Raw genomic sequence first — 12,751 nt, forward strand, 5'->3', positions numbered from 1 at the left:
CCATCATCGTCCCTTGAGAGGGCAGGATAGGGGGAACGCCGGCTGGCGCCAGTTACAAATTGGTAATTCAACCTTTTGACCGGAAAGGGTTTTTTCCGTGTCAGGAATGGGGCCGCGCAAACGCGCTAGAGAAGGGCGTTGAGGAAGCCCGTCAGGTCCGACGTCGCATAGTCGATGTGCCGGTCCTCCGCCGTGCGCTTTTCCCAGGCGTCGGTGAATTCGTGGCTGGCATCGCGCGGGGTGAGCAGCACGGTCTTCATGCCGAGGGTCTTCGGCACGACGAGGTTGCGCGGCAGATCCTCGAACATCACCGCATGGGTAGTGTCGACCCGGTGCAGCGCCATGAACTTGTCATAGGTCGCGCCGGCCGGCTTCGGCACATATTCCGCCGCCACGATATCGAAGACATCGTCGAAATGGTGGAAGATGCCGAGCGCCTTGGCCGCCATCTCGGCATGCTTCACGCTGCCGTTGGTGAAGATGAACTTGCGGCCGGGCAGCGCCTGGATCGCCTCGCCGAGCGGCAGGTCCGGCGACAGCACGCCGTAATTGATCGAATGCGCCTTTTCCAGAAAGTCGGACGGGTCGATGTCGTGGTGGATCATCAGCCCCTTCAGCGTGGTGCCGTGATCGAGATAATACCGCTTCTGCAGGGCGCGCGCATCCTCGCGCGTGAGGTCGAGCAGGGCCGAGACATAGGCCGTCATGTTCTGGTCGATCTGGGCGAAGAGATCGACGTGATGCGGATACAGCGTGTTGTCGAGGTCGAAGACCCAGTCACGCACATGGGAAAAGTCGGCTTTGTTCGGAAGATCGCTCATGGCCCGTCTTATGGCATGGCGCATGGCCGAGGGAAACGGAATTTTCCGTCGGTGCGTTTCCCTCCGCAAAACCGCTATGCACCTTGCCGGAAATGCGTTAGCGGGCTGGCATGGAAATCTGGATCATCATCACCATCGCCGCGGCCTTTCTCCAGAATGTCCGCTCCGCCATGCAGAAGCACCTGAAAGGCCGCATGGGCACGACGGGCGCGACCTTCGTGCGCTTCGGCTTCGGCATGCCCTTCGCGCTCGCCTACATGGCGATCCTCGCCTTCGTGCTGGCAAGGCCCCTGCCGGTGCCGAACGGCACGTTCTTCCTCTGGGCGGTCGTCGGCGGCGTCGCGCAGATCGCGGCCACCTTCCTGCTCGTCTACCTGTTCTCCTTCCGCAATTTCGCGGTCGGCACGGCCTATTCGCGCACGGAGCCGGCACAGGCCGCGCTCTTCGGCCTCGTGTTCCTCGGCGAGCGCGCATCGGCGGGCACGCTTGTCGCCATCGCGGTCTCCGTCGTCGGGGTCATGGTGATCTCGGTGGCGCGCAGCGTGGTGTCCGTCCGCTCGCTCTTCACCTCGGTCCTCACGCGCACGGCCGGCATCGGCCTCATGTCCGGCACGTTCTTCGGGATTTCCGCCGTCGCCTATCGCTCGGCCTCCCTGGCGCTGGCCCCGAGCCTGCCCGCGCCGGACTATGCGGTGCAGGCGAGCTACACGCTCGTCTTCGTCATCGTGCTGCAGACGGTGCTGATGCTCGGCTGGATCCTGGCGCGCGAGCGCGACGAGCTGCCGCGCATCGCGGCGGCGTGGCGGCCGGCGCTGCTCGTCGGCTTTGTCGGCGCGACGGCGTCCTTCGGCTGGTTCATGGCCATGACATTGCAGCAGGCGGCGGTGGTGAAGGCGCTGGCGCAGGTGGAGATGCTCTTCACCTTCGCCTCCACCGTCTTCATCTTCAAGGAGCGCATCAACCGGCTGGAAGTCCTCGGCTGCGCGCTAATCGTGGTCGGCGTGCTCGCGCTCCTCGCCTACGGCTGAGCGCGCCGCCGGATCAGGGCACCAGAAGCGTGCCCGCGCCGTGCTCGGTGAAGAGTTCGAGCAGCACCGAATGGGCCGTCTTGCCGTTGAGGATGACGACGCCCTGCACGCCCGCCTTGATGGCGTCGATGCAGGTCTCGACCTTCGGGATCATGCCGCCGGAAATCGTGCCGTCCTTGATGAGCGCGCGGGCTTCGGCGACGGAAAGCTCCTTGATGAGCTGGCCGTTCTTGTCGAGCACGCCCGGAACGTCCGTCAGGAAGAGGAGGCGCGTCGCGTTCAGCGCGCCGGCGATGGCGCCGGCGAAGGTATCGGCATTGATGTTGTAGGTATGGCCGTCGCGGCCGGGCGCGACCGGGGCAATGACCGGGATCATCTCGGATTTCGCGAGCAGGTCGATCAGCGTGCGGTCGACCTCGACCACCTCGCCGACGAAGCCGAGGTCGAGGATGCGCTCGATATTGCTGTCCGGGTCGACAACGGTCTTCTTGGCCTTCTCGGCGAAGACCATGTTGCCGTCCTTGCCGCACAGGCCTATCGCCCATTCGCCCGTCTGGTTGATGAGCGCGACGATCTCCTTGTTGATCGAGCCGGCCAGCACCATCTCGACGATCTCGACGGTCTTCTGGTCGGTGACGCGCAGGCCCCCCTCGAACTTGGATTCGATGCCCATCTTGGTCAGCATCGCGCCGATCTGCGGGCCGCCGCCATGCACGACGATGGGGTTGACGCCGGACTGCTTCAGAAGCGCGATGTCGCTGGCGAACGCCTTGCCCAGCTCCGCGTTGCCCATCGCATGGCCGCCGTATTTCACCACGATGGTCTTGTTCTCGTAGCGCTGCATGTAGGGCAGGGCTTGAGCGAGAAGGCGGGCTTGGGTTTCGCTTTCGGATAGGGACATGGCGGCCTCGTGGAATTGGACGGGGGCCTGTTTAACGCATGTTTTGTGACGATGGAATGATCCGTCCGCCACATTGATGCCGGATGGAGGAAAAAGGATGCGAGGGGTCCCGGGCCGCTGGTAGGGCGGTCCTTGAGGAATAGAATGGCGCCCGACGCATTTGCACGAGTAAAAGCGTGAGGGCATGCCTATATAGGGAGAAAGCGGGGTTGCGCCCCGCGGCAATCCGTCGAACGAAGAGAGTGCGTGAACCGATGACGGCGTCCGGGCGAGAGATGAGGGAACCCTGCTGCGACGAGGTGATCGCGGGCGAATATGTGCTCGGCGCCCTGTCCGCCGAGGAGCGATGCAAGGTCGAGGCGCGGCTTGCTAAGGATCGCCAGTTCGCCGCCATGGTCAGCCGCTGGAAGGAAAATCTCGCCACGCTCGATGACGAGCACGAGGGGCTGCATCTGCCGCCGCATCGCTATCCCGCCGGCCAGCACATTCTCACCGCCACGACGCCCGACGCCGTGCTTTCCGGCAAGGTTGCCGGCGGGTGCTGGCATTCGCTGATGCTCTGGCGCGCCCTTGCGCTGGCCTCGCTTGCCGTCGCGGCCGGCCTCTCGATGAGCGCGCTGCTCGGGCCGCGCGGCGGCGGGGAGGTGCTGGAGGTCTGGCTGACCGAGGAGGGCAAGGCGCCCGTCTCGCTCGGCGTGCTGCCGGAAGCGGGCAAGGACGGGCTGGCCGTCCCGGCGGGAATGCACGAGCGCCTCGCCGGTGGCGGGAAACTGTCCGTAAGCGTCAGGCCCTCCGGCAGGGCTTTGGAGCCGGTGGCCGCGCGGCTCGATTGAGCCTTTCCATTCTTGGTATCGGCCGGCCTATCTCGGCGCAATGGCCGTGAGGATGGCGCCGCGCAGCTCGTCGAGGCCGCGGCCCTTCTCTGACGAGGTGGCGAGCACGTCCGGGTAGGCGGCCGGATGCTTGGCGATCTTCTGCAGCGTTTCCTCGATAAGGCGCGGCACGCCGGCGTCCTTGATCTTGTCGGTCTTGGTCAGCACGACCTGATAGGAGACGGCCGCCTTGTCGAGCAGCGAGAAGACCTCGTCGTCGTTCTTCTTGATGCCGTGGCGGCTGTCGATCAGCACATAGACGCGCTTCAGCGTGGAGCGGCCGCGCAGATAGTCGAAGACGAGCTTCGTCCAGGCGTCGACCTGTTCCTTCGGGGCCTGCGCATAGCCGTAGCCGGGCATGTCGACCAGCGCCATCGGTGGCAGGTCGTCTTCCGCACCGGAAAAGCCGTCCGGCACGAAGTAGTTGAGTTCCTGCGTGCGGCCGGGCGTGTTGGAGGTGCGCGCCAGGCCCTTGTGGCCGACCAGCGCGTTGATCAGCGACGATTTGCCGACATTCGAGCGGCCGGCGAATGCGATCTCCGGCGGGCCTTCCGGCGGCAGGAATTTCATGGCCGGCACGCCGCGGATGAAGATCCACGGTCTGCCGAACAGGGGCTTGTCATCCTGCGACGTCGTCTCGGTCATTGTTGCTGCCTTTGTTGTCCGGCCTCCGGCTTCCCGGTTTTGGCCGCGAAAGTCAAGCGCGGGCGCCCGCGCCAAAAGAAAACCCCGGCGCAAGGCCGGGGTTTCGTGTCGGTCGCCTGAAGCCGCGTCAGGATGGCTTCGGTTTCTTGCCGAACAGGCCCTTCAGGTTGTCGAACAGTTCGATCTTCACGCCATGGCGCTTCATGATGATCGCCTGCTGGATGATCGAGAGCGTGTTGTTCCAGGCCCAGTAGATCACGAGGCCGGCCGGGAAGGTCGCCAGCATGAAGGTGAAGACCAGCGGCATCCAGGTGAAGATCATCGCCTGGGTCGGGTCCGGCGGCGTCGGGTTCATGCGCATCTGCAGGAACATGGTGACACCCATGATCAGCGGCCAGACGCCGATCATCAGCATATGCGGCACCTCGAAGGGCAGGAGGCCGAACAGGTTGAAGATCGAGGTCGGATCGGGAGCCGAAAGGTCCTGGATCCAGCCGAAGAACGGCGCATGGCGCATTTCGATCGTGACGTAGATCACCTTGTAGAGCGCGAAGAAGACCGGGATCTGCAGGAGGATCGGCCAGCAGCCCGCCAGCGGGTTGATCTTCTCCTCCTTGTAGAGCTGCATCATCGCCTGCTGCAGCGCCATGCGGTCGTCGCCGTGCTTGGCCTTCAGCTCCTCCATCTTCGGCTGCATCTTCTTCATGTTCGCCATGGAGGCGTACTGCTTGTTGGCAAGCGGGAAGAAGAGGCCCTTGACGATGATGGTGGTGAACAGGATCGCGATGCCGAAATTGCCGAAGTAGCGGTAGATGAAGTCCATCAGCTGGAACATCGGCTTGGTGAAGAACCAGAACCAGCCCCAGTCTATCATCAGGTCGAACTGCGGAATGGCGTAGGTCTTCTCGTACTGGTCGATGATGGGCACTTCCTTGGCGCCGCCGAAGAACAGGTTCTTGACCTCGACCGTCTGGCCGGGCGCGATGGTGATGTCCTCCTGGCGGTAGTCCGCCTGGTAGCGCGGACGGCCGTCGGTGAAGTGGGAGAAGCGCGTCTCGTAGGGGCTGGCCTGCGGCGGAATCAGCGCCGTCGCCCAGTACTTGTCGGTGATGCCGAGCCAGCCGCCGGTCGCCTTGCCGGGCGCGACGGTCGTGTCGTCCTCGGTCGTCTTGTACTTCACCTCATGCAGGCCGAGGTCGCCGAGCACGCCGATGAAGCCTTCGTGCAGCACGTAGACGGACGGTGTGGTCGGCTTGAAGAAGCGCGCCGTGCGGCCGTAGGGCGAAATGGCGATCGCCGCATCCGTGGTGTTCTGGATGCTGTCGGTGATGGAGAACATGTAGTGTTCGTCGACCGAGATGGTGCGCAGGAAGGTGACGCCCCGCTCGTTCGTGTAGGTCAGCGTCACCGGGGTCGTCTGCGTCAGCTTGCCGTCGCCCTGCTGCGCCCAGACGGTCTGGGGACCGGGCACGGCGCCGGTCGCCTCGCTGCCGACATAGCCGAATTCGGCGAAGTAGCCATGTTCGGTCTCGGCGGGGCTGAGAAGCGTGATGATCGGGCTCGTCTTGTCGACGGTCTCGTGGAATTCCTTGAGCCTGAGGTCGTCGAAGCGTGCGCCGGTCAGGTTGATGGAGCCGGAGAGCGAGGGGGTGTCGATCTGGACGCGGGCGGAGCGGGCAAGCGCATCCTCACGCGTCTCGGTCGTCGTCGCGGTCGCCGCGCCGCCCGGCAGCGTGCCGTTGGTGCCGGCCGCCGTGGTCGTGGCGGCCGTGCCGCCGGCGGCGGTCGTCTGCTGCGTCTGGGCGGCCTGCTGGGCCTCGAGCGCGGCGCGATCCTTCTCCAGCTTGGGGTTCACATAGAGGAACTGCCAGGCGACGAGGATCAGCACGGACAGCGCGATCGCCACGAAATAATTGCGGTTTTTTTCCATCACTCTTTCCCGGGAGCAGCAGGGCGCTGCTGCTTGTGTTTCTGCCGCGTCGCGATCCGGTCCTTCAGGCCGGCCTGCAAGGTTTCGAAGGACGCGCCGAGCACGTCCCGTCTGGCGACAACCACATAGTCGTGTCCGGGCTGCATTGCAAACCCGGCCGATAGCCGCACCGCCTCTTTCAGGCGCCGCCGCATGCGATTTCGCTCCACGGCGTTGCCGTGCTTCTTCGTAACGGTGAAACCGACGCGGGGCGCCTCGTCCGGCATCTGCCGGTCGCGCACTTCGAGAAGGAACAGCGGTCCCTTGCGCCTCTCGCCCTCGCGCACAAAAAGAAACTGCGGACGGCTTTTCAGCCGTCCGACAGCGGATTTCTCAACAGTCTTCGTCATTGCCCGTCGCCTCTGTTCGGGCAGGCACGGCCTTAGGCCGAGAGACGTGCGCGGCCGCGGGCGCGACGTGCGGACAGGACCTTGCGGCCGCCTGCCGTTGCCATGCGGGCGCGGAAGCCGTGACGACGCTTGCGAACAAGCTTGGAGGGCTGGTAGGTACGCTTCGACATTTATTTAATACCGCGGTGTGCGGCCCTTCTTGGGTTTGCGTTACGCAAGGAGCGTGAAAGTCCGGCACGGGCTTGCCCTCGCGGGAAGCCGAGCTTTCCGGACGTGCGCGGCTTATAAGGGCAAAGCCGGTCGAAAGTCAATTGCGGCCGTGGCGTCCCCGAAATCGCCACAGGGGTTAATGGAAATTCCCTTTTCGGTTGTGCGTGGATTGCGGTCCGTCATCCCAAGGCCCTGTAATCGCGGGCGAAAAATCCGGGGCCATCGCTGGAATTCGGCCCCGCGGCGCGGGAAGGGCCGCCGCAACTGCCCGGATTTCCAGCAGGTTGTATCAAAACCTGATTAACTTTTAGCATTTACTGTTGCTGTCAAATGGCCGGGCGCGTGCCGTCCCGCCGATCCGTACCGACGTTTTGGAGTATGACGTGAAGATACGCGGCAAGATTTACCTCATCGTGGGCGTGATGGGCCTCATCTCGGTCCTCATCGGCGGCATCGCCGTCCATGTCGTCTCGGAATACAGCGACAAGATCCACCAGTATGAGAACGCCTCAGACCGGGCCTTCCTCGGCGAGCACCTGAACCGCCAGGTTACGGCCGTCGTGATGGAAGCGCGCGGCATCTATGCGTCCAAGGATACCGATGGCGCGACCAAGTTCGCCGAAGGCATCGGCAAGGGCCTGGACGGCATCGACGAGACGCTGGCCAAGTGGCGTCCGCTGGTGCCGGAAGAGCAGAAGGCCGCCTTCGACGCGGTCGTCGCGCGCGCCGCCGAATTCCGCACCTTCCGCACGGAAACCGCGCGTCTCGGCACCACGGTTTCCATCGCCGCGGCCAATGAGCAGGGCAACAACGAGGGCAACCGCGCCAACCGCAAGGCCTTCCAGAAGGAAATCGACGCCGTCGTCGAGACGGACACCCAGAACCTCGCTGCGATCAAGGACGACATCGCCGCCTTCGAGACGCTGATGCTGATGCTGGTGCTGGGCACCGTCGGCGCCGGCCTCGTGCTCGGCGGCGGCATCGCCTTCTACATCGCGACGAACGAACTCAGCCGCCCGATCCAGAACGTCACCGAGACCATGAAGCGCCTTGCCGGCGGCGACCTCGACACCGAGGTTCCCTATGCCGACCGCAAGGACGAGATCGGCGAAATGGCCGCCGCCGTCGCGGTCTTCCGCCAGAACGCCATCGCCGTGCGCGACCTCAACGCACAGGAGCAGGTCCTGCGCGAAAAGAGCGCCGACTTGCAGACCTCCATCGCGAGCGTCGTGCATGCCGCCGCCGCTGGCGACTTCTCCTCGCGCATCACCAAGGACTACCAGAACGAGGACCTCAACCGCTTCGCCCGCAGCGTCAACGAACTGGTTGCCGGCGTCGAGGAAGGCATTGCCGAAACCCGCCGCGTCATCGGCTCGCTGGCCGAGGGAGACTTGACGCAGAGCATGGAGGGCAACTTCCGCGGCGCCTTCGCCGAATTGCAGCAGAACGTCAACGCGACGCTCGCCACGCTTCAGCGCACGATGCGCGACGTGCGCACCGCGACGGATGCGATCAACGGCAATTCCGGCGAGCTGCGCACTGCCTCCGACGACCTTTCCAAGCGCACCGAGCAGCAGGCCGCCGCGCTGGAGGAGACCTCCGCCGCGCTGGACGAGATCACCGTCGCCGTCAGGAACTCGACGGAGCGCGCCAACGAGGCGAGCGTGATGGTCGGCGAGGCGACGCATAGCGCCAAGCAGTCCGGCGCCATCGTGCGCAACGCCATCGACGCCATGGGCCGCATCGAGCAGGCCTCGAGCGAGATCAGCCAGATCATCTCGGTGATCGACGAGATCGCCTTCCAGACCAACCTCCTGGCGCTGAATGCCGGTGTCGAGGCCGCCCGCGCGGGCGAGGCCGGCAAGGGCTTCGCGGTCGTGGCGCAGGAAGTACGCGAGCTTGCCCAGCGCGCCGCGAGTGCGGCAAAGGACATCAAGGGCCTCATCACCAAGTCGGGCGCCGAAGTGTCCGTCGGCGTGAAATACGTGCAAGAGACGGGCGCGGCCCTGTCCGATATCGAGGGGCGCGTCGTCACCATCAACGAGCGCATCCATTCCATCGCCACGGCCGCCCGCGAGCAGGCGACCGGCCTGCAGGAGATCAGCACGGCCATCAACCAGATGGACCAGGTCACCCAGCACAATGCCGCCATGGTGGAGGAAACCTCCGCCGCCACGCACAAGCTGAAGGGTGAGGCCGACGGCCTTGCCGATCTGGTCGCCCGCTTCCGCACCGGCGATGCGGCGCAGCATGTGGCCGCCGCAAGGGGCGACGCCCGCCCGGTCGAGTCTCCGGCCCGCCGCATGATGGGCAACGTCGCCCGCGCCTTCGGCGGCAACCGCGCCGTGGCCGCGCAGGAGAGCTGGGAAGAATTCTGATCCGCAGCACGGATCGGGGAATGCGCGCGGCGGCCTTCGGGCCGCCGCGTCCGTTTTCGGGCACGTTGGAAAAGCCGCCGCGATCTCTTATAATCGGTCGTCGTCGATACTGGGTCGCGATGCATTGCCGCGCTGCGGCCTCACCGGAGTGGAGACATGGCGGAGAAAGGAGGGGTGGAGAGAGAGGGGACGCGGCCTCTGACCGAGACGCCGGTGCCTTCCGTCGGCTTCCTGTCCGGCCTTTCGGGCCGGCTGCTCCTTTTGACGGCCGTCTTCGTGCTGATCGCCGAAGTGCTGATCTTCGTGCCCTCGGTGGCGAACATGCGGCTGATGTGGCTGCGTGACCGGCTGAACACCGCCGCCGCCGCGAGCGTCGTGATCGAGGGGCTGCCGGACCAGGAATTGCCGCGCAACGTGCAGGAGGAGGCCCTTCTGGCGACGGGCGCCAAGGCGATCGTGCTGAAGCGGGCGGATGCCTCGCGCATGGTCGCGGCCGTCGACATGCCGCCGAGCGTCGATGCGCAATACGACCTTTCCGACGTTTCGACGCTCACCTCGATCTACGACGCCTTCGACACGCTGCTCTTCGGCGGCGACCGCATCATCCGCGTCTACGGCCCGGTCGGCGAGACGACGACGCGCATCGAGCTGCTGCTCGACGAAGGCTCGCTGCGTCGCGCCATGCTCCGCTACGCCCGCAACGTCTTCATCCTCTCCATGATCATCTCGCTGGCGACGGCAAGCCCGATGTTCTTCGCGCTCAATCGCCTGCTCATCCGCCCGATCCGCCGCATGACCGCCAATATCCGCGACTTCGCCGCCGATCCCAGCAATCCCGCCCGCGTGCTGGAACCGTCCGGCGGACGCGACGAGATCGCCGTCGCCGGTATCCACCTCTCGGCCATGCAGCAGACCCTGCAGCGCACGCTGAAGGAGCAGAAGAACCTTGCCGATCTCGGCCTTGCCGTGTCGAAGATCAACCATGACATGCGCAACATCCTCTCCTCCGCCCAGCTCATGTCCGACCGCCTGTCGGATGTCGACGATCCCGTGGTCAAGCGCGTCGCGCCGAAGCTTCTGCGCAGCATCGACCGGGCGGTGGGCTATACCAAGGAAGTGCTCTCCTATGGCCGTATGCGCGAGCCGGAGCCGCGCCGCCGCTTCGTCGCCCTGAAGCCGCTGGTGCAGGAGGTCTCCGAGGTGCTGGCCATCGATGCGCGCGGCGATATCGATTTCGTTGTGGAGGTGGAGGCCGGCCTGCAGGTGGACGCGGACGGCGAACAGCTCTTCCGGGTCATCCACAATCTCTGCCGCAATGCCGTCGAGGCGCTGTCGCAGGAAAGCGGCCTTGCGCGGCGCGTCGTGCTGGTGACGGGCCTGCGCACCGGCAGCGTCGTTTCCATCGCCATCGACGACAACGGCCCCGGCATGCCGGAGAAGGCACGGGAGAACCTCTTCGCCGCCTTCCGCGGTTCCGTGCGCTCCGGCGGCACGGGCCTCGGCCTTGCCATCGCCCGGGAACTGGTGCTCGCCCATGGCGGCACCATCGCGCTCGTGGAGAAGGCAACGCCCGGAACGCTCTTCCGCATCGAGCTCCCCGACCGTCCCGTCCCCCTCGACGCCTTCCGCCACCGCGCCTGATCGCCCGCGCCTTTTCGCACCGGGCGGGGCGCACGGAGAAAAAAGTGCACTTTTTCTCAGAAAGGCGCTTGCATTAAGCCCAAGCACCCTTTAGAGAACCGCCTCGCAGCCGGGCACAACGACCCGCCACTGCCAGCGCACCCGTAGCTCAGCTGGATAGAGCACCAGACTACGAATCTGGGGGTCAGGAGTTCGAATCTCTTCGGGTGCGCCATTCTATCCTTTTGAAGGATAACGATAATCTGATTTTGCTGATGTTTTTCCCGCCGCTTTTGATACACAAAGGTGGCACACATGGTCCTTTCTATGCCTTCCCCATATAAGCATCCTGCAACGGGCGTTTACTGGTATCGCCAGCGTGTCCCGGCTAGGCTGAAAGCTTCGGCTAAGGGGAAAAACGTTACCCTTACCGTCGATGGCCATGTCTCCTTCCTTGGCGAGGAAATCAAAGTCTCCCTCTGCACCAAATCACCGGCTGAGGCGAAGCGGCTGGCTCAGGAGGCGCAAGCAGAGTTTGACCGAATCTGGCTGAGCTATGAGACAGGGCCGGTCTCCTTGACCCTCAAGCAAATCGTAGCCCTGTCAGGCGAGGTCTATCACGTCATCAAGCGCGCGCTGGAAGATGACCCCGGCGAAGCTGGGGAATGGTTAGCTCGTAGAAAGATTCGGGAGGCTAATAGCCGTAAGGTCCAAAAATCGCCGCGCGCTTCCTTGATGATCGATCCAGGTTCAAACCTGCGCGCACGTCTTGGCTCTTGGGTAGATGGCACCTTGGTCCAGCATCACCTCAGCGTCACCGATGATACTTACCAGCGCCTCTTGGTCGAGTTCGACCGGGCCGCAGGCGATATTGCGGCGCTGCTCGAAAAGCGTTCGCTGGGGGATTTCAGTCCGGACACGGTAGCTGCGCGATTCCCCCAGCTTGACCTCGGTGCGCCAACAGGGAAAGCCGAAGGGGGAGTTTCTATCACGGCCCTGCTGGAGGCGTGGGCGGGCCGTTTGAAGAAGCCGAAGCCGCAAACCATCACCCGATACACCGGCATCATCAACCAGCTCATTGCCTATCTTACGCATGACGACGCTGAGCGTTTGACGGATGCTGATATCGTGCGCTGGCATGGCGAACTGATGGTGGGCGGCATCGTCACCCATGATACCTTCATCAAGGCTTACCGAGCTGCGATTAGCACCGTCTATGCCTACGGGATGACAGCCCAGGGCGGCAAGCTCGTGACGCAAAACCCGGCTGCGGGCCTGCTGCTGGAAGGCCCGAAGAAGCAGCAAAGCCGGCCGAAGAGCTTCTATGTGGAGGAAGCCCATAGCATCCTCAGGAATGCTCTGGAGGCAATGACGGCTGAGAACAACTATTCTGACATCAACCGTGCTGCCATGCGCTGGGTGCCGTGGATTTGCGCTTATACCGGCGCGAGGGCGGGGGAAGTATGCCAGCTTCGCAAGCAGGACTTCATTGAAATAGATGGAGTTAAGTGCATCGCCCTCCTGCCTGATGCCGGCACGATCAAGACTGGTCAGTTCCGTCATGTCCCGCTACACCCCCACCTCATGGAGCAAGGCCTTTGGCAGTTTGCTGGCGGTGCGAAGGCTGGCCCCCTATTTTATAATGGCAGCCTCAAGTCAGCCCAGCCGTGGGTGCAGACGGTGCAGATTCTGGGTGAATGGGTCCGCGCCGTGGCGAAAGTCACTGACAAGCGCATAGGCCCGAACCATGCATGGCGGCATTGGTTCAAGTCGAAGGGGCGGACTGCGGGTATCGATAACGTCTATCTTGATGCCATCTGCGGCCACAGCCTGCCGACCCAGGGCAACAACTACGGCGAGTTTGAGCCGCGCGCGCTGTTCCGCGAAATCTGTGACCTGAGCCCCTGAACTTCCTCCAGATTTTGGTAGAGTCCGTCGTATCAAGGAGACGGACGGA

The 12,751-nt window shown here is 64.2% G+C and carries 11 protein-coding genes and 1 tRNA gene; 6 read left to right on the forward strand and 6 right to left on the reverse strand.

The window, feature by feature from the left end:
- Positions 1-125 precede the first annotated feature (125 nt).
- On the reverse strand, positions 126-821 hold the full coding sequence (locus MOE34_RS00305) for a pyrimidine 5'-nucleotidase (protein WP_242219773.1): 696 nt from the start codon (positions 819-821) through the stop codon (positions 126-128).
- A gap of 110 nt (positions 822-931) precedes the next feature.
- Between MOE34_RS00305 and MOE34_RS00310 the strand changes: the two genes are divergently transcribed.
- Complete coding sequence (locus MOE34_RS00310; RefSeq protein ID WP_242219775.1) at positions 932-1,849, forward strand: DMT family transporter; 918 nt, start codon at positions 932-934, stop codon at positions 1,847-1,849.
- 13 nt (positions 1,850-1,862) lie between these two features.
- Here MOE34_RS00310 and argB read toward each other — a convergent pair whose 3' ends face one another.
- Positions 1,863-2,750 (reverse strand): acetylglutamate kinase, encoded by an 888-nt coding sequence (gene argB / locus MOE34_RS00315; protein ID WP_242219777.1) that lies wholly within the window; start codon positions 2,748-2,750, stop codon positions 1,863-1,865.
- Between the two features lie 275 nt (positions 2,751-3,025).
- Here argB and MOE34_RS00320 point away from each other — a divergent pair, with 275 nt between their 5' ends.
- Positions 3,026-3,583, forward strand: a complete 558-nt coding sequence (locus tag MOE34_RS00320; protein WP_242219779.1) for a hypothetical protein — start codon at positions 3,026-3,028, stop codon at positions 3,581-3,583.
- Between the two features lie 27 nt (positions 3,584-3,610).
- Here the strand turns inward: MOE34_RS00320 and yihA are convergent, their stop codons facing one another.
- The 4 genes from yihA to rpmH form a co-directional block, all read right to left on the reverse strand.
- Positions 3,611-4,267, reverse strand: a complete 657-nt coding sequence (gene yihA / locus MOE34_RS00325) for a ribosome biogenesis GTP-binding protein YihA/YsxC (RefSeq protein WP_242219781.1) — start codon at positions 4,265-4,267, stop codon at positions 3,611-3,613.
- A gap of 127 nt (positions 4,268-4,394) precedes the next feature.
- Positions 4,395-6,197, reverse strand: coding sequence for a membrane protein insertase YidC (gene yidC / locus MOE34_RS00330; RefSeq protein ID WP_242219783.1), 1,803 nt, complete (start codon positions 6,195-6,197; stop codon positions 4,395-4,397).
- Positions 6,197-6,586 (reverse strand): ribonuclease P protein component, encoded by a 390-nt coding sequence (gene rnpA / locus MOE34_RS00335; protein WP_242219785.1) that lies wholly within the window; start codon positions 6,584-6,586, stop codon positions 6,197-6,199. Before rnpA ends, yidC begins: the two co-directional genes overlap by 1 nt.
- 32 nt (positions 6,587-6,618) lie before the next feature.
- Positions 6,619-6,756: a 50S ribosomal protein L34 gene (rpmH, locus tag MOE34_RS00340; RefSeq protein ID WP_119257473.1), complete on the reverse strand. Its 138-nt coding sequence runs from the start codon at positions 6,754-6,756 to the stop codon at positions 6,619-6,621.
- A gap of 423 nt (positions 6,757-7,179) precedes the next feature.
- Between rpmH and MOE34_RS00345 the strand changes: the two genes are divergently transcribed.
- The 4 genes from MOE34_RS00345 to MOE34_RS00360 all read left to right on the forward strand — a co-directional run bounded on the left by MOE34_RS00345 (position 7,180) and on the right by MOE34_RS00360 (position 12,702).
- The gene (locus MOE34_RS00345) at positions 7,180-9,174 is read left to right on the forward strand and encodes a HAMP domain-containing methyl-accepting chemotaxis protein (protein WP_242219787.1); all 1,995 of its coding nucleotides are present in this window, start codon (positions 7,180-7,182) and stop codon (positions 9,172-9,174) included.
- Positions 9,175-9,330: 156 nt separating this feature from the next.
- Positions 9,331-10,815 (forward strand): sensor histidine kinase, encoded by a 1,485-nt coding sequence (locus MOE34_RS00350; RefSeq protein ID WP_242219789.1) that lies wholly within the window; start codon positions 9,331-9,333, stop codon positions 10,813-10,815.
- A gap of 137 nt (positions 10,816-10,952) precedes the next feature.
- Positions 10,953-11,029: transfer RNA gene (locus MOE34_RS00355), tRNA-Arg, on the forward strand.
- Positions 11,030-11,109: 80 nt separating this feature from the next.
- Positions 11,110-12,702, forward strand: coding sequence for a DUF6538 domain-containing protein (locus tag MOE34_RS00360; protein ID WP_242219791.1), 1,593 nt, complete (start codon positions 11,110-11,112; stop codon positions 12,700-12,702).
- Positions 12,703-12,751: the final 49 nt, after the last annotated feature.

The sequence above is a fragment of the Shinella zoogloeoides genome (assembly GCF_022682305.1).
In the GTDB taxonomy this organism is placed as follows: Bacteria; Pseudomonadota; Alphaproteobacteria; order Rhizobiales; family Rhizobiaceae; genus Shinella; species Shinella zoogloeoides_B.

What these genes read in the sequence shown, in the direction of transcription:
- MOE34_RS00305 (WP_242219773.1), bottom strand. Translation starts at nt 821, where the DNA reads ATGAGCGATCTTCCGAACAAAGCCGACTTTTCCCATGTGCGTGACTGG.
- MOE34_RS00310 (WP_242219775.1), top strand. Translation starts at nt 932, where the DNA reads ATGGAAATCTGGATCATCATCACCATCGCCGCGGCCTTTCTCCAGAAT.
- argB (WP_242219777.1), bottom strand. Translation starts at nt 2,750, where the DNA reads ATGTCCCTATCCGAAAGCGAAACCCAAGCCCGCCTTCTCGCTCAAGCC.
- MOE34_RS00320 (WP_242219779.1), top strand. Translation starts at nt 3,026, where the DNA reads ATGAGGGAACCCTGCTGCGACGAGGTGATCGCGGGCGAATATGTGCTC.
- yihA (WP_242219781.1), bottom strand. Translation starts at nt 4,267, where the DNA reads ATGACCGAGACGACGTCGCAGGATGACAAGCCCCTGTTCGGCAGACCG.
- yidC (WP_242219783.1), bottom strand. Translation starts at nt 6,197, where the DNA reads ATGGAAAAAAACCGCAATTATTTCGTGGCGATCGCGCTGTCCGTGCTG.
- rnpA (WP_242219785.1), bottom strand. Translation starts at nt 6,586, where the DNA reads ATGACGAAGACTGTTGAGAAATCCGCTGTCGGACGGCTGAAAAGCCGT.
- rpmH (WP_119257473.1), bottom strand. Translation starts at nt 6,756, where the DNA reads ATGTCGAAGCGTACCTACCAGCCCTCCAAGCTTGTTCGCAAGCGTCGT.
- MOE34_RS00350 (WP_242219789.1), top strand. Translation starts at nt 9,331, where the DNA reads ATGGCGGAGAAAGGAGGGGTGGAGAGAGAGGGGACGCGGCCTCTGACC.
- MOE34_RS00360 (WP_242219791.1), top strand. Translation starts at nt 11,110, where the DNA reads ATGGTCCTTTCTATGCCTTCCCCATATAAGCATCCTGCAACGGGCGTT.